The following is a 19,605-nucleotide window of genomic DNA, read 5'->3' on the forward strand; positions in this document are numbered from 1 at the left end:
TTTTTCTATACTACAGAGGTGGCAGCATATTTATATCTCTTCTGCAGCTTGGATCCTTTCATCTTCGGTGAGTTGAGATAGTATACTCTTCGGCTCACCTATGTCTACAATCTTACCATTGCGCATAAGTGCAACACGGTCACATATCTCGTTTACGAAGTCGATATCGTGAGAAACTACAACAAATGTTTCCCCTATCTCTTCTCTAGCTTTCAGGATGGAATTCGTCACCGAGACCTTGGTAATCGGGTCCATAGTCCCTGTTGGTTCATCCATAATGACGATTCTCGGTTCCTTGATCAGAACCTGTGCAAGTGCAATCCGGTGCCGCTCCCCTTCACTCAGCTCATCAGTCATTTTGGGCAAAATAGCTTTTGCCTTGTTTTCCTCAAAACCTGCAGCTTTGAGAGTAATTACAGCTTTTCTGACCCCGAGTTCAAAAGGCAAATCAAGACTAATAGACTCGGTAAGATTATCTATTACTGAGCTATGAGTGTAAAGGCCGTATTCCTGGTGCAAGAACCCCATATATTTGGTTGCTCTTCCTTTATTATCCACCCCCAGCTTTGTCATGTCAACCCATTCGTCTCCCACACGAACCTCAACTTCTCCGGATGTGGGTGGTAATATTCCCATTAAAATTTTGGAGGTTGTAGTCTTGCCTGCTCCGCTCACTCCGACTAGCCCGAAGATTTCTCCTTCATTTACATCAAAAGAAATCCCGTCTACAGCTCTAACCACGCCTCGGTCGACTGAAATATAACGCTTTGATAGGTCTCTTACCCTGATTATAGGTTCCCCTACCATGACATTCTTTTCCTGCCTCACAATGGATACACTTTGCATAAAGATTGCAGAAACCTCAAGTGGATCCCCTTCCTTGACTACCTCTCCGTTTTCAAGCAGGATAGCTTTGTTCGCCATCTGTTCAATAACTTCAGGCCAGTGCGAAGTCAGGACCATGCTCATATTATAATTCTTGACTGCCCTTATCATAGCATCGTGTACCAGCTTTGCAGTCATGGGATCAAGGGTACCTGTGGGCTCGTCAGCTAACAGGAGCAAAGGATTTCTCACAAGCTGCCTTGCAAGCACAACTCTCTGTTTTTCTCCGCCTGAAAGTTCTCTTGCAACATGCATCATGCGGTGACTCAGGTTTACTTCTTCCAGCAGTTCGATTGCTTTTCTCATGGAGTCTTGCCCGGCATATCCTATTTCATTCAGGGAGTTTATGACGTTTACAAGAACCCTTTCGTCTCCGTAAAGTGCAAAGGTGCGCTGAAGCATGATAGCTATACGCTTTGTAATATCTTTCCTTATAGGTTCATAAAGTGAAAGTTTTACAAAATCAGCTTCGAAAGCTTCCAGTACTTCTCCACAGACCGGACACTTCTGGCCTGTCTTGCTGGGGCGTTCTATGTATCCACATTTCGAGCAACGTGATAGATGATAAATTACTTCACCTGAAATGTTCTCAAAAGACTCTGTGCCGCGCAGTACATGCATCAGGATTGTTTTTCCGGACCCGCTTTTTCCCAGAATTCCAACTATTTCCCCTTCATTGATACTTAAGTTTACGTTTTTCAGGGCCTTATGACCGTCGAAATCTACTGTTAGATTTTTGACTTCAATAAATACTGGCATGGATTTTCCTCCGCAATTATGAGCTGCAATACTTTCTGGTGGCTTTTGCCTGCCTGAGCATATCGCTCAAGAGTGAAAAGCAATTACTATAAATGAATAACACAATAGTACAAACAACGAATTTCACACGCTTAATGAATTTCACACATTTGGGCAACAACTACATAAGAGTAAAGATTACATAAACATAACGCATTATTTTTTCACTGTTAACATTTAAAGCACATTTACAGTTAAGTCAAGTTCATCTGACGAACCTTGCTTAATCAGTACTTTTATCTTGTCCTGTATGTGACTCGATGTATTATATTGATTTGTCTTATTATCGCCGTCGTGTTATATAGATTCGTTTATATAATAATTCTCTTTACATCCTTTACAGCGCTTTTACCACATCTACAACTTTGATAATATCGTCAATAACCACGTCTGCTGCTTCTCTTAGTTCTTTGGGCCTTTTGTCGCCCTGCTGCGTTGTCATTACTCCTAGATCTGCTGCTCTGAATGCCAGTATGTCGTTAATCCCATCCCCTACCATAATTACTTTGTCATATTTTTGTTTTAGCTCAAGCACTACTTTTTCCTTCATCAGAGTGTTTGAAAAAGCAAAGACTCTTTCCTGAGGAATGTTTATGAACTCAGCCAGTTGCATGAGAGCAAATAAACTATCTCCGGATGCTATGTACGTATCTACTTTCATGGAATGGAGAGCCTGAACTGTTTGTAACGTGGTACTGAATACATGCCCTCCTGTACTCAGTACATATGGCACGCTTCTAGCTTGAGAGTCAACTATCAGGCCTGCTGCCAGATAAAAAACATTTGGACAGTGGGAGGTAACTGCTTCCAGCACATCATGTATATCACCCATTCTTGGGGACGTTCCCCTTATGATATCACATGCAATCTCCTGAGTAAAAAGTCCTTTTGAACAGCTTATACCTATTGAAACTCTGTACTCTTTTATAAACTCAAACAGAGGCATCTCTTTTCTTGAGCTCAGGAGTATATCACTTTCAGCGTTCAGAACGACAAGCCCGCATCCATTCTTTTGCGCGACAATAGCAGTGCTCTCTATGTTTTCAAGGATATCCCCGGTACTGACTTCCTTTGCAACCCTGTACATATGTAGAAGGGTTCCGGCACTGTCAAAGACCACTGCAATTCTTTTGGACATATCAAGTGATTAAGCTATTAAATAAAAAAATCTTTGCGAAAATCTGGAAACAAAAATAAGAATTTGTAAATAATAGAAGTTTGTGAAGAAAAGTTAACTTCACAGGATTGAGGCCCCTGAAATAAGGACACCAGCAAGGAACCCCAGGATTACTCCAGAATTCAAAAAGGGAAGGCCTGCCTGCGGGTTCCCTTTCATTACCTGGATGGAAAGTACGGCGTGACCTATAAGCGTGCCCAGTATGGCCCCAAGGACCGGATAGAAATTATTTGTCATGAAGACGTTTGCCGAGACTACCAGCAGGGTAGGCATAACCGCATCTCCGAGCCCCATGAAAAACGCCTCATGCTTTTCTCCCTTTTTGAAGTCTTCTTTTAAGAAAGAATATTTCAGGTGTTTTGGAATTACAAACATGATTGGAAGTTTCAGATCCATTATCCCCTCGGCCATATCTACCATATGCTTTGTTTTGTACACTGAGATAGCGTCATATATTGCAAGAAGAACCAGAAGCACTATTACTGGGACAACTGAGAGGGAAATTCCTATCAGGGCACTGACCCCGGCTGCAATACAAACTCCCACAATGTCAACAACATACCATTCTGGATATTTATAGAGCAGCACTGTTATTACGATGGATAGCACAACTGAGGCAATGGACGCAAATCCTGAAAGAGAAGGAATGAGGACAAACAGAGCCAGGACTACGTAATATATAGTGCTTATTATGGCCAGATAAATAGTGAAGCTGATTACCCACTTCATATTTTTCTTTATTGCCAGAAGGACAAACAGGGTAAAAGCCAGGATCATTATAATATAATATATAGAATTGGACACCTGGGTTGGGTCCTCAAAAGCCTGCATTCCACTAACTTCCATTGGCGTGGACAAAAAAAGTGCAAGAACCTGCACTATAAGAATTAGTCCTCCCATGGAAATAATAGGTAAATAATCTTTAATTGATTGTTCGATGGAACTCAAGTGCTAAACTCCTTAATTCTTAACAGTATGCCTTTTCTATTCCTTTATTATACTTACTGTACTTTCATCTCCGACTTCTCCTGACTGTTTATATATAACTTTACCTGGGAAATATTATTTTTCTGATATTGTCTTTAAAATATAGTGTTTTTTCACGAAATGTCTCCAGGATACATCTCTCCTATACTGGCTCTTTTTTCATAGGAGCGATAATTAAAAGTAAAGGAATAAATCGATAAACATGTGTTTGTGAAAAATTAGAGATTACATCTCTTAAAAATTAAATTGCGGGCGTCCAACCTACCATAAAGACAAGGTATGTTTTGGGCCGCCCGCCCGGTTACTTAGAAACAGATGATTATGTATCCTTTAACAAGATTTCTTAACATAAGTGATTGAAATTTTGACCTCGGTTTCCTATCAGATTTGATGTATCTATAAAAGGAAGCTATGGTTTAGCATGAAAGTACGGAACAAAACTGACTCACGATGCTCCAAAACGAAGAGGTAAGGGTTCACTTCACCCCATCAAAAGAATGGGATATTCGTGACCTCTGCGCTTCCGTTGTAATAAACAAAATAGAAAAAAGTAAAAAATAGAAAATCGTAAAGATAGAAAAGCAGTAAATACTTTAAGGAATAGTCCGCTTGATAATTTGAAACAAGCTAGATTACATAACGCGCGTGTATGTGCTTGTGTATGCGGAACAATTTTTACAGGTGTTAGAGGTATACGATGGAGACTAGAGATACAGTATTTCTTGTTGTGATGGTTCTGTCATCCTTTCTTCTATCCTTTGAGTGGCTTAGAAGATTTGCATATAAATCCACAAATCCCCTGATTATTCTTTCAGTTATGGTTCTGGTCGGAACATTAGCTGTTATGCTCATCTCTGTTAACAATAGGCTTCAGGAACTCGAAAACAAAATGGAGGCAAAAGATCGTACCCTCAAGGTCAACATGGAGAGTACAGAAACAAATATTGAAGAACGGATGAATGAGCTATCAAGCAAAATTGATAATGCAGTTTACGAATTCAACCGCAGAAAATACCACTAATCTCATCTATAACTTTTTATTTTAGGGCAAACATTTAATTTCTTATTTTTAAAAAGCATAGCTTGAATCCACGGTATTTGCTAACAATCATATTTAATTTTTTTACCTATGGGTACGTAATATTTTATAAGTATGTCCTTTATAGGGCAGGAATCTTCGATATATGCGGTGTTAATTGAAAGAAAAATGGCCCAAGTACTTTTTGAACGGATTCTCAGGCTTCACTCAGTTTTGAATTTAAGTTATTAACATTTATCCAAATTTTAATCCGAATGTATGTTAATTTTTCTAATCTAATTAATACCCGATCAGGACATTTCGGGCACAGAGTCCATGATTCAGTAAGTTATATATACTTGTTCTTCTGTAGAACAGAGAATATCTGAAGTTTAACAATTACAAAATAATGCATCAGATATTTTGTATCGCAAGTTATTATTACTCAGAGTTAGTATTATTTGATTACTTGTGTAAGCAGGTAAAGAAGGAAAGCTATATGCACCTTAGTCTGGAACCGATTGGAATTATTACAAAGGTTGCAAATAAGTCGGAAATTTTGATTTATTCTGATTTTGAACAGGTCATACGAAATATCGTGTCCAAAATAGGAGAAGGGGCTGAGAAAGGACAGAAGCTCCTGGTCGTCCATAAAAATAACAATCAGAAACAGGCGGATGGTCACCAGGTTCAGGTCACGAAAGCGACTTTACTGGAAAGAAAAGGTAATTTGCTGACAATATCCAAAATAGAAGCAAATGAAGATTCAGTAATCGATGTTCGACTTGACCTTACTGCTTGATTTTCTTAGGTGTATGTACAGGCTATAAAACCCATTAAGTTCTCGTCTCTTTTCTATTCTCTTACTGGATAGCTTTGATTAGGCCTCAGGAAGGGCTAATGAGGTTAAATTCAATATAATAGATTAAAAGTCCTGACTGGAAGGAGATTCTATAGCTTTTCTGGACCCTATGATCCGAGGAATTACATGGATTGTCTGGACTCTATGATCCAATGAATTCAGTGACTAAATGAACTCAGTGACCGATGATTTCCATGAATTTGAGTGAAAATCACATTATTTTTCTTTACTTTTTTCCTCCTGAGTGGTACTGTCTTTCAACAGTGTATATTCATCGATAAGTATCTCAGGATAATTCTGAACACGCGGTAAATATAAGACTTCAGTATCTATAAAGCGTATTGAGCAATGAAACACATGATTGCTGTAAAGCATCTTTAACATTGACTTGCTGTATAGCATCTTTAACATCGACTTGCTGTAAAGCATTTTTGATATAAACCTGCAGTAAAATCTCCTGATATGTCTTTTGATATTTACTTTCTATATAATAGTTTGAGGTTAAAAGAATAAGAAAAGACTAAGGAATGATTCAAATAGAATATCAAAGGTTTTTGTTGCCAAAAATGATTATTTAGGAAAATGGAACTATAGATAAATTCCCCAACTGAAAATTTGAAGTTATATTTTTATCATTCCTCAAAGGAAAGTAATAAAAAGGAAGAAAGGTAGTGAAAGCGCTGAAGCTTTCTGGTAAGTTTCAAACATTCGAGGGAAAATATGGGCACAGATATAGGCGACCTGCTCCAGAAAAGAAAAGTTGAGCTTTCGGATCTTACAAATCAGGTAGTTGCAATTGATGCGTTTAATACTCTACACCAGTTTTTGAGCATTATTCGCCAGCGGGATGGAAGTCCTCTGGTTGATTCTGCAGGGAGAGTGACCTCACATCTCTCAGGCCTGCTCTACCGGACAGCAAGCCTTGTAGAAGCCGGTGTCAAGCCTCTTTTTGTTTTTGACGGCAAACCTCCGGATCTCAAGTCCGAAACCCTGGACCGAAGAAAAGAAGTCAGGGAATCCTCCCGGGAAAAGTGGGAAAATGCAAAGGCTGTCGGGGATCTTGAATCGGCATATAAGTATGCTCAGGCTTCTTCGAAAGTAAACCAGGAAATTGTTGAAGACTCCAAATATCTCCTTGACATTATGGGAGTTCCCTTTGTTCAGGCACCCAGTGAGGGCGAAGCCCAGGCTGCACATATGGTCCTCAAAAAAGATGCAAACTGCGTTGCTTCTCAAGATTACGATTCATTTCTTTTCGGGGCTCCTATTGTTGTCCGGAATCTGGCCGTAACAGGAAAACGAAAGCTTCCGGGAAAAAACGTTTACGTTGACGTCGAACCCGAAAAAATCGAGCTGGATGAGACTCTCGAAGCCCTGGAAATTACAAGGGAACAGCTCATAGATATCGCTATCTGTGTGGGCACGGATTATAACAAAGGGCTGGAGAAAGTAGGCCCCAAAACAGCCCTTAAACTAATTAAAAAGCATGGGGACATTTATGCCGTACTCCGCGAAAAAAAGGCAGAAATTGATGCTGTAGACCAGATAAGAGATATCTTTCTCCACCCTGAAGTAACGGATGATTACAAGATAAGATGGGGAAAACCTGATTCTGAAAAACTTCTTGAATTTCTCTGCGAGAGCCATGATTTCTCAATTGATAGGGTGGGAAAAGCTGCAGAACGGCTTAAAGCTGCCTCAGGAGCCAGACAAAAAACTCTTGACCAGTGGTTTTAAGAAATTTTTGTTCAAAATCCTTATTTTCCTAATTTTTTTATTTATGTTATATTTTATCCTTAACTATTCAGTCAAGGAAATCTGATACTGACAAGAACAGGCCTGAACTCTTCCCAGAAAGAACATTCACACGCCCTACGTATGGAGTTGTGGGTCCTGAACTTCTCTCCACATCTGGGGGGTTTGTGCAATCAAATGGTATTTTGCCGGATTTGTGGCCCACCGCTTTTTCAGACCCTCATTGCCTGGGCTTCGGGAAGTGTAGTCCTTTCGCTGATACAGCCCGTAATTTTGGAGATGCCGCAACCGCTGTTCCTCTGGATATAGCTTTTTTTATTTTATGGAAAAAAACCAGATAAGCATTTCACTTATGTCTCGGGGCACCTGGGACATGATTGGATTATCCGCTTGCAGATCTTCTAATATCTCCTAATGGAACTTTTTATGACTATTGTAATTTTCAGGATAATCCACGATACGAGAAAATCAGTACTCTTCCGTATTTGGTGGTGTAGCCCCAGGTATTGTTGACAAAATCCAACAGGTAGTCAAAAAATAAAAAAAGTAAAAAATGTGATCAAAGTAAGGATTCGCTGGTTAGGGAACAGGCTGTACGCAGAATTCCGTCTCGCTCACTGAATATAAGGCTTTCAAACCCGGGATATTTCTGCTCCGTGGTTTCTTGCCCTGGTAAGCATGACAGTCCCGCCAACTGAGTCGTCAAGCATTTTCTGGACTTCCGCTTGAAGCTGCCTGCCATCTGATTTGTTGTCTACAAAAGAATATACTACAGGCCCAAAGGAACTTACCCCGGCTCCATAGCTCCGGCTGCGCATAAAAGAAGCAATATTTTTCACAAAGTCAGGCCAGATAAAGCTCTCCCTTTTGTTAAAGCCGACAGTCTGGACATGATTTACTGCGGCCCCGAAACTCACTATATCATTTTCTATCACGGCAGGCATCATCTGCATGAGCACGACATGGGAAATTTCTCTAACTTCTTCTACAGGGAGGGGGCAGAATTTCTTGAAGGTCTCGACTTCCTCCTGGTCATACATTCCCTTGTCATTGGGAATTGCTACCACCATGTCCCATTGAGGAAAATCCTCTCTGAAGAGCACTGGACCAGGCGGTACTTTGCTGGCAGCTGACGGCATAAAACCACCTTTATCTTTGAATCGGTGTCCTCCGTCAACTATAAACCCGCCTTTCTCAAAAGCAGTTACTCCGATACCCGAAGTTCCTCCTCTTTTTACTGCAAGTGCAAGTTCTCTAACGCTCTTCCCAAGCCCATACAGTTCATTAACAGCTGCTGCCGCGGCCAGAGAAGACTGGGTCCCTGATCCGAAACCTACATGGGCTGGGTACACTTCCTGTACGTTGATCCTGATCCCTTTACCCTCAGGAAGCAGTGATTCTGCAGCTCTTTTCATTCGATCGGCAAAACCCTGCAGACCTTCTATATTGACTCCATCGGCTTCTTCAGCCGTAATTCTGATATTGGGAGAGGAAAGGGTTAGTCCTGCTCCTCCATCGACTCTTCCGATCTCCGCATTCATATCAATAAGCGTCATATGAATGCGGCAAGGAGTGGTTATTTTGATCATTCCTGTTAAACTCCAAAAATATACACTTAAAGCTTTATGACTTCCGAAGTCCGGTGCTCCTTTTATTGTAGCTGCTGGTATTTAATCTTTTAAAAATTATCTTTTATAATCTCAATTCTATGGATGTAATAAAAATAACAACAGAAGTGAAGCATAAGGAGAGCAGGAACAGAATGGAAAAATTAGAAAGGAAAAATTGAAAGGAAAAATTAGAATGGAAAAATTAGAAAAGAAAAATTAGAAAAGAAAAATTAGAATGGAAAAATTAGGGTTTCTGGAATTTCCGGCTGCTTTTCCCGTTCGTTAGTAATTTTCAGATTATTTCTCCTTCTGTATAATTCCAGATTTTTTCCTTCTTAAATTATTATTTTATAATAAGAGATTCTCCTGTCATCTCCTCAGGTTTTTGGATCTTGAGAAGTTCCAGAAGGGTTGGTGCAAGATCACACAGTTTTCCGTTCTTAAGTGCTTTAACTTCATCATTTCCGAAGTAAATACACTTTACCGGATTTGAAGTATGTGCGGTATGCGGTTCTCCCGTTGTCGAATTTTCCATCTGTTCGGCGTTCCCGTGGTCTGCAGTTATAATTGCTACCCCTCCTGCTTCTTTCAGAGCCACTGCAATTCTGCCCACGCAGCTATCTACGGTTTCCACTGCCTTTACTGCAGCCTCAAAAATTCCGGTGTGCCCGACCATATCCATATTTGCGAAGTTAAGGACAATCACATCATACTTTCCTGACCGAATCCTCCCTATTACTTCCTCCGTAACCTCATATGCACTCATTTCGGGCTGAAGGTCGTAGGTAGCAATCTTTGGTGATGGGATGAGGCAGCGGTCCTCTCCTTCATAACATTTTTCCTGCCCTCCATTCAGGAAAAAAGTCACATGGGCATACTTTTCGGTTTCGGCAATCCGAAGCTGAGTCAGTCCCTGCTTGCTCAGTACTTCTCCAAGCACATTTTCAAGTTCTTCCGGCGGGAAAGCTATAGGCAAATCCAGAGTTTCATCGTACTGAGCCATACAAACATAGTAAACTTTCGGATGTTTTTCTCGAGGGAAGTTCTCAAAGTCTTGATTTACAAAAGCCCAGGTAAGCTGCCGTGCTCTGTCAGGTCTGAAATTGAAAAAGATTATAGAATCATTATCCTTTATGACTGCCTCGGGCTTTCCTTCTGAATCTGTGATCACAGTCGGTTTTATAAACTCGTCCGTTTCTCCTCTTTCATAAGCTTCAGAAACTGCAGTTTCTGCATCAGGAGTTTTGTAAGGCGCAACTCCTATGGTAAGAGCATCATAGGCGAGTTTTGTTCTATCCCAACGCTTATCTCTGTCCATTGCATAATAGCGCCCTGATATAGTTGCGATTTTAGCATTTCCATTCTCCTTACAAAAAGCATCAAGCTCCATTATGTCTTTGAGGCCGGCTTTAGGAGGCACGTCTCTGCCGTCCAGAAAAGCATGTATATATACTTTTTTCAACCCTTCCTGCTGCGCGAGTTTGATAAGGGAATGAATATGGGTCATATAGCTGTGAACACCTCCATAGGAGACAAGTCCCATGAGATGCAGGCTGGAATCGTTGGCTTTGGCATTTGAAATCGCACTCAAAAAAGCCGGATTCTTGAAGAAATCACCTTTCCTTATGGAGAGATTTATTCGGGTTAGATCCTGGTACACAATTCGCCCTGCTCCTATATTCAAGTGCCCGACTTCGGAGTTTCCCATCTGGCCTTCTGGAAGGCCTACAGCTTCTCCTGAGGCTTCTAAGAAACACCAGGGGTATTCTTCGATCAAGTGATCAAGTTTTGGAGTTCTGGCTGCCAGGATAGCGTTTCCTTCTTTTGCTTCCCTGTAGCCCCAGCCATCAAGAATAATGAGCATAAGAGGTTTTTTTGCCTGAGTCATATGAAGCAAATTCCACACCCGTTAATAAATAGCTTATTATGAAAATTCCTAACAGTTCTTATGAATTTTTATATTATATATTTATATTATATTGAAAATATATTTACTGTCCTTAATTATAAGTATTAACAATTACATATCTCCGAAATGTGAAAAATGGACCGTAAAAACAATTGATAATCTTAATGTGGTTTTTATTGGAAGTTCAGGTTATATTTCCGGTAACGGGAAGGAGGATTTAATTTTATGAGTCAAAATATTAAAGACATCACGAATATTCGTGACATAAAAATAACGGATTTATCCGCAAACCCTGCGCCTCTGGGTTTGATGGGCTTCGGAATGACAACTGTGCTTTTGAATATACACAATGCGGGTTTCTATCCGATGAATGCGATGATCCTTTCGATGGGTATCTTTTACGGCGGATTAGCTCAGGTCATTGCCGGACTCGAGGAATGGAAGAAAGGAAATACCTTTGGGGCCACGGCTTTTACCTCATTCGGGTTTTTCTGGCTCTCTCTGGTGGGGATTGTCCTTATTCCTAAGTCTCCAGACTATGCAGGGCTGGCCACAGAGTCACTCCCGTTTGCTGCCTACCTGTTCATGTGGGGAGTTTTTACCCTTTTCATGTTCATAGGTACGCTCAAAGGTTCAAGGGCTCTCTCCGTTGTTTTCCTGACCCTTACAATTCTGTTCTTCTTGCTCGCAGCAGGAAATTATCTGGGAAGCGCCGGAATCCTGAAAATAGCTGGTTATGAAGGAATCCTTACCGGACTCTCCGCAATATACACAGCTCTTGGTCAGGTATTAAATGAAGCATATGGAAAGAAAGTGGTTCCTTTATAATATTTGTAATCTTTTTTTCTTGGGCTTTATTGCCCTCTATTTTTAATGGCTCTTCGTCATTTCCTGTGGATAAGATGATTTTCAATTCAAAGCTGTATTGTTTTTAATGAGTACATTATGAAAATATCCACACAAAACAACGAAGACCTCTGGCTCTTTGCTGTTTCGAGTGAGTATTTTATATCTATTTCTTACTACGAAAACCACATGGGCAACTCTAAAAGACGGTTATTGTTGAAAACACAGTCAAGCTCAATAGTTTTCATTTTGGCCAGCCAACTTTAGAAATAAAATTATAGATATCCATGTTAAAAACAAAGAAAATCCTCAATATTATTTTTAAGAACTGTAATTATTTAGATGCTTTCCAGGATACACGCGAATCTTTTAAAGGATAGCGATAACATGATTCTCTTCTAAAATAATCGTTAGTTTACTCAACTAGTGTTCGTTTATTTCTCTAAAACATAGACGATTCCTTATATATTACAAACATTGTAAAATCTTATACAGAATAAATAATATTTAAAAGTGCTCCAATATTATTTTTATGAATTCCAATGTATTTTTCGGAAGTTTTGAACGTATTCTCAGGTACAGACGAAAGAATGCTCAAGAGTTTGGGAAAAAGAATGCCACACTAGAACTCTTAAAAAGTTCCATATTAGTTGCATTTTCAGGTGCACTAAGGATTCATATTGCTTTCCTCCTGCTTCAAATTCATTCAAGTATATTCACCTGTATTGCGGGAGGACTCGTAATTTACAGCGTATACACACTCGACAGGGCCCTTGGATCAGAAGAAGATGTTATAAACCGAAAAGAGTTAAGTGGATCAAGAAAGGAAATAGGACTTGCAGCCTCTATGATTACCTTCGTGATAGGAAGCTATATACTGGCAAAAGAAGGAATGCTAGCACTTGCATTCTTACCTCTCGTAACCGGCTTCCTTTATAGTAAAGGTATTAAAATCGGAAAATTTGCTCTAAAACTCAAAGGTGGGCTTGGAGTCAAAAATTTTGTTGTAGGACTCACCTGGGGGGCTTTCATTTCAGGGCTTGCAGGCAGCACCTGTAGAAGCATGCTCCCCATACTTTTAGTTTTTACTTTCTTTGGGGTTAAGCTCTTCATCAATTCTACTATATATGACTTCAAAGACATCAAAGGAGATACTCTAGCAGGTATCAAAACCCTTCCTGTAAGCCTTGGGGCACAAAATACCCGTAATTTCCTTCTCGGGTTGCACCTGCTCTCCCACTTAATTCTCGGAATTTCTCTAATTAATGGAATTATTGCTTTTGAACCTATTATTATCCTCTACAGCTTTATATGTGGGCTGCTCTGCATCCATAATTATACCAAAACTTGTGACATAGAGTCTCGTTCCCGCAAGTTCGAAAGAACAATTCTTGTGGATGGTGAATCAACCTCAATTGTCGGACTGAAAACTATTGCAAGTGCCTTTCTGGCATAAAATAGATTTAACATTAAATTTACGTGAAAGTGTGAAAACAATGACAAAACAAGAGAAATATTAGGGAATAGTTGCCCGTCTATTCGGAGATTTATCGGGAAAAACAAATTCTGTAATCCCGATTTCTCTCTCCAGTTTTAAGGTTTCTTTCAAGGAACCTTCAATAAATTTTAGAGATTCTTTATTTCAATAGAGTTATCTTTATAATACTTAAAAAGATCCTCACCCCATTTTATTGAAAACGAATCAAAACCTATCAGGTCATTTCGGGGATCAAAGGTTCCATTTTTAAAAAAGAGCGACAGGGATATGAAACGGTCTGTCACCACAAAGGCTATTTTTGCATTGTCATATACATAGAGACCCGTGTGCTTGAATTTAAGAAATTCTTCAATCTCAGCACTATGCTCACTTTTTATTTTAAAAAATACATTCGGTGTGAGAATTATTGAAATAGGAATATTCCTGCGGGCTAAATCTAAAAACATCGTGGGATGGCTTGGAAGAAAAATAGATGAAAAGCCCACAAAATGGGTAGAAGCCCGTACATTCTCCATAAATGCCTTATGAGTATCATAAATATGTTCCTGTTCATCTCTTACGACTCTGCAATCTTTAAGTTCCTGAATCCTGTTCAACAATATCTCAGGAATCGAAGCGAGGTCATGATCTTTCCAGAAAATTTCGTTTGCTTCTATAGCTGTAAGAGTATCCAGTAAGGGCTTGTAATGCATGGCTGAAACTTTTCCTATAGGTGTCAGCCGATACATTCCCTCTTGCCTGATAATCAAATTTGAGCCTTCCATTTCTTTAAGGCGAGGCAGGATTTCAGGTGACCTTACATCAAAATAATCTTTAATTTCGGAAAGAGTTCTTGGATTCTCCTGAAGTAAAAATAGAATATCCTTCCTTTTTTCTGAAAAGGTGAGAATACTTAAGAGTCCGCTAGCTTTCACTTTATCAACCCACTATTTTATTGCGTTTCGGGAGCTAATCGGGGATTAATATCCAAAGTAGGATTTTGCTTCTGGTTTACAATATATAAAATTTAAGTATATACCCCTCTCATTTTTTAACCAGATTAAAGATTAGCAGTTCTATTCAGATGTTATAGCATTGCTAAAATGTTATACGAATTCAATATATATTATCTTTTTCAAAAGTGTACAAGTAATTAATAATTTTTTTCATCTATTCCGGATTTTACGCAGCAGTATTTCGAAAACATAATATAACTTCCAAAATAACGTTTTTTAATATTGAAATAAATTTTATATGTTAATGATCTCAGATTATTTTATTAATATAAGCTCAGTATTGATTTCCCTGAAAATAGGACGAAAATCATAATTAAAAAATTAATAATTATTGGTAATAAAAGCCATAATTAATTTAAAAAAGTAAAAGCCATAATTAATTTAAAAAAGTACATAAGGACCTAAATAAGAAGTGCGTTCAATAGACTCAGTACCAAAATCTAGTGATGAATGTAAAATTCAAAATCACTAGATTTTGTAATTGGTCACAATCCTTGTAATACAACTTAGGGATTGACGTCTTTAGATACCGAATATTGATTTTAGTGAAAACCGAATTTTTCTTGCTAATTCAGATTTTCAATCAAAAAATGCAAAAATCACTGGATTTTGGACCAGAGTCGTTCAATACGAGGATAAATAAATATATTTGGGTTCTTCGTTGTTTTGTGCGGATATCCTCATAATATTCTCATAAAAATCAATGTGGTCTTGAATTGAAAATCGTCTTATCCATAGGGAATGGCGAAGAGCCTTGCATTATTTGGCCTCGTGACTATAAGTAAGAAGAAGCCCGAGAGCAATTCAATCCGTTTGCTGTATCCCCCAATACAGTCGCTTCAGGAGTATGTTCCCATCTAACATATTCTAAAGCAAGAACCCCCAGCTCCCGGGCAATTCTGTCACAATCCACTACTTCGCTATTCAACCATACCTTTTCTCTTCCAGCTCCACAATATAGTAATGAAATAAATTATTTTAAATTAATTATATGAAAAATTACCCATTAACGAAAAATAGTTTCATGGAAAATATTTCAAAGCCAAAAAAGGACTGTATCGAAAAATATAAAGATATATAAAGTCCTGACAAAAAATTATTGAAAATAGGATAGAGAAGAAAGGGATATTTCTGGAAAATTAACAAAAAATAATCTCTATCTGGCACAAAAATTAAGTACAAGAATTAATCTATTAGTAAAAGCTTTAACATGCAGTCCTGTAGGGTAGTGGTCAATCCTTCGGGCCTTTGGAGCCCGGGACAGCGGTTCGAATCCGCTCAGGACTATAAAAATATTGTTAATAGTTTAGGGAAATATTATTTTTAAACTCTGTTTTTTATGCCTTTCCAGATGGGGTTTATCTTAACTCATATTAGGCTTTTTTAACCTCTGGGCGCGCCCCTTGGTCATTTATTGAGTTAGGACTTACGTAAAGCACTATGGGAGGAAGTAAAAAGTTATGTCAAGCTTGAAGAAGGCTTTCTAATTGTTGACGATTCAATATTAGATTAGGATTTTAGATTAGGATTTACGCGGTTGAACTGAGAAATCAATAGCGTTAAACCTTCAATTGTCTAAAGCACTAAACAAGGTACAATGTCCAGAGTGCTTGATTTTAAACTTCAAGTTCGTAAGTCCTATAAAAAACGCACATGAAATTTTCCAAATAGCAGGCACAAAAAATGAAAGTACTTGAAAGTACTTTCATGCCAAAATAAATTACAGAATTTTTCCGGAAAGTTCAGTATCTGAACTTGTTACCTGCCGAGCCTACTCCTTTTATATGATAAAGTGATCTTTATGTCATACTTCTTAGAGACGCCTATCCGTGTTGTTTATTAAGAAGAGAGAGCATAAGGTAATGTTAACCTGTTCCAGACCCTGTATAGGCTTTACCTCGAAAGCGAAGGAAATTGCCGCAGGTTGAAAAGAGACCGCTTCGAGCTAAGGGAGAATTTGTCTGTGAAAATGAGAACGAAAATCGTGTTTATGCTCCTTGCCCTGATGGTGGTCTTGGTATCGGGCTGTATGGAGCAAAAAAAGGAAATTGTCATAGATAAACCTGGCAATATATCTAGTTATGAATTTGAAATTTTTCAGAATGAATCGAGCAATCAAACGCTTGCAAATACCACTACCTACTACCTGCTGGAAAACGATACAAAAGTACAGGTTGTCTATATTTTAGTAAATACTAGCAAGCTTGAGATCTATCCTCCTGACATCCTGAGCGGCAGTTCCGAGGAGAATCCGATTCAAAATTTCGTACAGCTTGTGGGCCCGGCAAACGAGACTGCAGCAAACACGAAAACATTTGAAGAACTTTCCAGCAGAAATGAAACTTCGGCTATTAATTATACTCTGACTCAGGAAGTTACTCAGGGTATGAAAGTTATAAACCTGGAGTTTAAGGAACCTGTTACAGGTTTTATCGCATATACGCTTGATAATTCGGGAGAGCAGAGTTTTACATTTGTTAAACCTGATTCCGAATTCATCCGTGTAGTACTTCCAGAAGGATATGTTACTGGCAACAGGGTATTCGGGATAGCAAGGCCTGAGCCTTTGAGTGTAACCTATGATGAAAAAGAAAGGCAAACGCTCCTGTGGATTTCCTCGAAGATGGGAGACCGAGAAGAGACCATTCAGGTGAAATACTATACCCAATCAGCACCCCTGCTATTCTCAGCCGCAATTATAGCCCTGCTCTGCGGAGTTGGCTTTGTACTTTTACATTATGTTAAAAGTAAAAGGGAACTTGAGGCTGTTAGAGGAATCCTCGATCTCGAAAAAGAATATGAGAAGAAACAACAAAAAAAGAAATAATCATAGGAGGGTATTTTTCCTCCAGATTTTATTCCTGAATAATAACTCTTTTTGAAGTTAATAAATTATTTATGACAGTTTGCCGTATTTCCTTATTGATGAAAACCTGGAGAAAAATACGAGCTAAAGAGTTCGTTTCATCAGAATCAGTATCTGATGCCGTAACTCCTATTATAGGTTCTCTTCTTATGTTGATTGTTCTGGTCGCACTTGCAGGTGTGGCTGTTATCAGTTTTTCCAATATTGCCAATGAAGGAGAAAGCACTCAACCACTGATGGCAAGGATTTCACTTGAATCATGCGAAGGAGGACTTTTTAATGATGGACCTGAAAATGAGAGGGCCACGCTTGAGAATAACACAATTGTGCTTTTGCATGAAGGAGGCAGTTCTCTTCCTGTTGACACCATTTCCATAAAGATCTCAGGATATGGGAACTCTTACCAAGGTGTTGCTGATGGAAATGGAACAAAGATTGTAGGAAACGCAGAGGTATTTTACCAGAACCTTAGCCCGACAGGAAAAAATCACAAGTATGAACCTCAGAATAAAGAAATCCTGAAAGATAATTTGTGGAGTGTTGGGGAGAAACTGGTACTCAATGGAAAGGACAGCATTGGGGGATCTACTGTTTCCACTGTAAAAGTAAGTGTCAATGAGAACAGTGACACCTCCAATAATTACGGATTCAAAGTAGGTTCTGAAATTACCCTTAAGATTATTGACACAAAAAGCAAAAACGTCATTGCTGAACAGAGAGCTATTGTAAAACATTATGAAGGCTAAAATTGAAAGAGAGAGTTCTCCTCTTTTAGAAAATCCCTTTTTAATTTTAAGTCGTTTTCATTACCGAATATTGGATTTTTAGTCGATTGATTTGACTTTTATGAGAACCATTTCTGAAATTCATTATTCCATAGGTTATAGAAATCTCCGGGTTACTGCCGATAACCTTGATATTTAGCATCAAGGAAACACTTGTTTTTAACTTAAAAAGGAGAATAAAGGATTAAAAAGACAAATTTAAAGGTAAAAATATAGATAACAGCTTATAATTTGATTTAATAGGTAAATGTAAGAGATTTTCATTAAATAATTTATTATAAACATTTATTTTCAAGATAAACAATAAAATTATAATTAAAGAGAAAGAACAATAGTTAATAATAGAAATATTCAGGGAATATATGGGCTAAATTTTATAAATTGAAAAATGAAAGCTAAACATAATTGTTTTTAATATATAACTCCCTTATGGCTTCTAATAAGTATTAAACACATAATTAGTATATTTTTTTGAGATTAAATATCAAATAAAGTGTGTTTAAAAATACGATTTCTATAAAGCTTTACATACACAAGTATGGTTATATTTTATTTAGCCTATTTAGAAGCTGTTGACACAGAGTCAACGGCACTATGTTGGTCAAAATAGAACTTATGCAATTGAACTAAAAAGAATTATTGGTGGCTGTATTTACTCTATCGCTTCAACTGCATAGTTCCAAACTGATCAACAAAAAATTTCGATAAAACTACAGCCGTTTATATAGAATATATAAACAACCAGCTGAAAAATGGAAATTTATCGAAATTTATAGAGGCTAAAAAATGTTACAAAAAATGAAAAAGGCATTAGCAATTCTACTTGCAGTCTGTTTTCTGGCTACAGTAACAGCTGGAGCAGTAAGTGCAAGTGAAAATAACAATGGAAATTGTGTAGTGCATGAAGATCATAACAAACAAGTTATCAAGAAAGTAATCAAACCAGTCCAGAAACCAGTAACTAAGAAAGTAGTTACACCAGTCCAGAAACCAGTAACCAAGAAGGTAGTTACACCAGTCCAGAAACCAGTAACCAAGCCTGTAACAAAGACCAGGCTATAACTGTCTTGAGTTACAAAATCGATAAAAACTTGATACATTCTTTACCTAAAAATATATGGTAAATTTCGGATATGGCTTATAGGACTTAAGAACCATTTTTTAGGTTCTATAAGGGTTCTATAAGCCATGTCTAATTCTTGAATAAACGGCAATATAACTAATAAACCAAAAAGCATTGAAACATCAAAGCATTGAAACATCAGTTCTCTAATTAAGTGTTATTAAACTAAAGATCGCATTTGATTTTACCCTCAAATCAAAAGCACAAAACCTTTGCCAGACAGCAATATTTTAACTTAAAATATTGCTATTTTTCTACTTTTCGATCTTGCTTCCTTCATTCTTTGATACCTGCAAAACTAATTATGAGCTCAACCCAAAACCAATTTTACTCTCAAAAATCAGTAAAGTTTCATACTATTTTCCTGATCTGAAACATAACTGCCCTAGTGCATTGATTCCAAAGTATGTCAGGAATGAATTTTTTGAAAACCACTGAAAGCACAGAAAACACAGAAATCAGTAGTAAAGGCGTGTTTCTTCCGTGCTTTC

At 38.1% G+C, this 19,605-nt stretch carries 15 protein-coding genes and 1 tRNA gene; 10 read left to right on the forward strand and 6 right to left on the reverse strand.

Annotation, left to right across the window (positions count from 1 at the left end; translation table 11 throughout):
* Window positions 1–30 precede the first annotated feature (30 nt).
* From atwA to MSVAZ_RS17365, 3 genes are all read right to left on the reverse strand, one after another.
* Window positions 31–1,644: a methyl coenzyme M reductase system, component A2 gene (gene atwA, locus MSVAZ_RS17355; RefSeq protein WP_048123029.1), complete on the reverse strand. Its 1,614-nt coding sequence runs from the start codon at window positions 1,642–1,644 to the stop codon at window positions 31–33.
* A gap of 376 nt (window positions 1,645–2,020) precedes the next feature.
* Window positions 2,021–2,821 carry an HAD family hydrolase gene (locus tag MSVAZ_RS17360; RefSeq protein ID WP_048123031.1) on the reverse strand — a complete coding sequence of 267 codons (801 nt, stop codon included), beginning with the start codon at window positions 2,819–2,821 and terminating at the stop codon, window positions 2,021–2,023.
* Between the two features lie 99 nt (window positions 2,822–2,920).
* Window positions 2,921–3,808, reverse strand: coding sequence for a presenilin family intramembrane aspartyl protease PSH (locus tag MSVAZ_RS17365; RefSeq protein WP_048123033.1), 888 nt, complete (start codon window positions 3,806–3,808; stop codon window positions 2,921–2,923).
* Between the two features lie 736 nt (window positions 3,809–4,544).
* On the opposite strand from MSVAZ_RS17365, the gene MSVAZ_RS17370 reads away from it, so the two are divergent.
* The 4 genes from MSVAZ_RS17370 (at window position 4,545) to MSVAZ_RS17390 (ending at window position 7,823) form a co-directional block, all read left to right on the forward strand.
* Window positions 4,545–4,868, forward strand: a complete 324-nt coding sequence (locus MSVAZ_RS17370; RefSeq protein WP_048123035.1) for a hypothetical protein — start codon at window positions 4,545–4,547, stop codon at window positions 4,866–4,868.
* Between the two features lie 496 nt (window positions 4,869–5,364).
* The gene (locus MSVAZ_RS17375) at window positions 5,365–5,667 is read left to right on the forward strand and encodes a hypothetical protein (RefSeq protein WP_048123036.1); all 303 of its coding nucleotides are present in this window, start codon (window positions 5,365–5,367) and stop codon (window positions 5,665–5,667) included.
* A gap of 780 nt (window positions 5,668–6,447) precedes the next feature.
* On the forward strand, window positions 6,448–7,464 hold the full coding sequence (gene fen, locus MSVAZ_RS17385) for a flap endonuclease-1 (RefSeq protein ID WP_048123040.1): 1,017 nt from the start codon (window positions 6,448–6,450) through the stop codon (window positions 7,462–7,464).
* A 185-nt stretch (window positions 7,465–7,649) separates the two neighbouring features.
* Window positions 7,650–7,823 carry a hypothetical protein gene (locus tag MSVAZ_RS17390; protein ID WP_157206130.1) on the forward strand — a complete coding sequence of 58 codons (174 nt, stop codon included), beginning with the start codon at window positions 7,650–7,652 and terminating at the stop codon, window positions 7,821–7,823.
* 291 nt (window positions 7,824–8,114) lie between these two features.
* On the opposite strand, the gene MSVAZ_RS17395 is transcribed toward MSVAZ_RS17390, so the two are convergent.
* Together MSVAZ_RS17395 and gpmI are read right to left on the reverse strand one after the other, a co-directional pair.
* Window positions 8,115–9,071 carry a beta-ribofuranosylaminobenzene 5'-phosphate synthase gene (locus tag MSVAZ_RS17395; RefSeq protein WP_048123044.1) on the reverse strand — a complete coding sequence of 319 codons (957 nt, stop codon included), beginning with the start codon at window positions 9,069–9,071 and terminating at the stop codon, window positions 8,115–8,117.
* 364 nt (window positions 9,072–9,435) lie between these two features.
* A complete protein-coding gene (gene gpmI / locus MSVAZ_RS17400; protein ID WP_048123046.1) occupies window positions 9,436–10,980 on the reverse strand; it encodes a 2,3-bisphosphoglycerate-independent phosphoglycerate mutase in 1,545 nt (514 codons plus the stop codon).
* Between the two features lie 246 nt (window positions 10,981–11,226).
* On the opposite strand from gpmI, the gene MSVAZ_RS17405 reads away from it, so the two are divergent.
* Window positions 11,227–11,829, forward strand: a complete 603-nt coding sequence (locus MSVAZ_RS17405) for an acetate uptake transporter (RefSeq protein ID WP_048123048.1) — start codon at window positions 11,227–11,229, stop codon at window positions 11,827–11,829.
* A gap of 550 nt (window positions 11,830–12,379) precedes the next feature.
* Complete coding sequence (locus MSVAZ_RS17410; RefSeq protein WP_048123050.1) at window positions 12,380–13,303, forward strand: UbiA family prenyltransferase; 924 nt, start codon at window positions 12,380–12,382, stop codon at window positions 13,301–13,303.
* A 170-nt stretch (window positions 13,304–13,473) separates the two neighbouring features.
* Here MSVAZ_RS17410 and MSVAZ_RS17415 read toward each other — a convergent pair whose 3' ends face one another.
* A complete protein-coding gene (locus tag MSVAZ_RS17415; protein ID WP_048123052.1) occupies window positions 13,474–14,259 on the reverse strand; it encodes a helix-turn-helix transcriptional regulator in 786 nt (261 codons plus the stop codon).
* 1,295 nt (window positions 14,260–15,554) lie between these two features.
* Between MSVAZ_RS17415 and MSVAZ_RS17420 the strand changes: the two genes are divergently transcribed.
* From MSVAZ_RS17420 to MSVAZ_RS17435, 4 genes are all read left to right on the forward strand, one after another.
* A tRNA-Gln gene (locus MSVAZ_RS17420) sits at window positions 15,555–15,627 on the forward strand.
* Between the two features lie 682 nt (window positions 15,628–16,309).
* Window positions 16,310–17,167, forward strand: coding sequence for a DUF5803 family protein (locus tag MSVAZ_RS17425; RefSeq protein ID WP_231592674.1), 858 nt, complete (start codon window positions 16,310–16,312; stop codon window positions 17,165–17,167).
* Between the two features lie 71 nt (window positions 17,168–17,238).
* Window positions 17,239–17,952 (forward strand): type IV pilin, encoded by a 714-nt coding sequence (locus MSVAZ_RS17430; protein WP_052725594.1) that lies wholly within the window; start codon window positions 17,239–17,241, stop codon window positions 17,950–17,952.
* 825 nt (window positions 17,953–18,777) lie between these two features.
* Window positions 18,778–19,053, forward strand: a complete 276-nt coding sequence (locus tag MSVAZ_RS17435; protein ID WP_048123054.1) for a hypothetical protein — start codon at window positions 18,778–18,780, stop codon at window positions 19,051–19,053.
* Window positions 19,054–19,605 lie beyond the last annotated feature (552 nt).

It is taken from the genome of Methanosarcina vacuolata Z-761 (genome assembly GCF_000969905.1).
In the GTDB taxonomy this organism is placed as follows: domain Archaea; phylum Halobacteriota; class Methanosarcinia; order Methanosarcinales; family Methanosarcinaceae; genus Methanosarcina; species Methanosarcina vacuolata.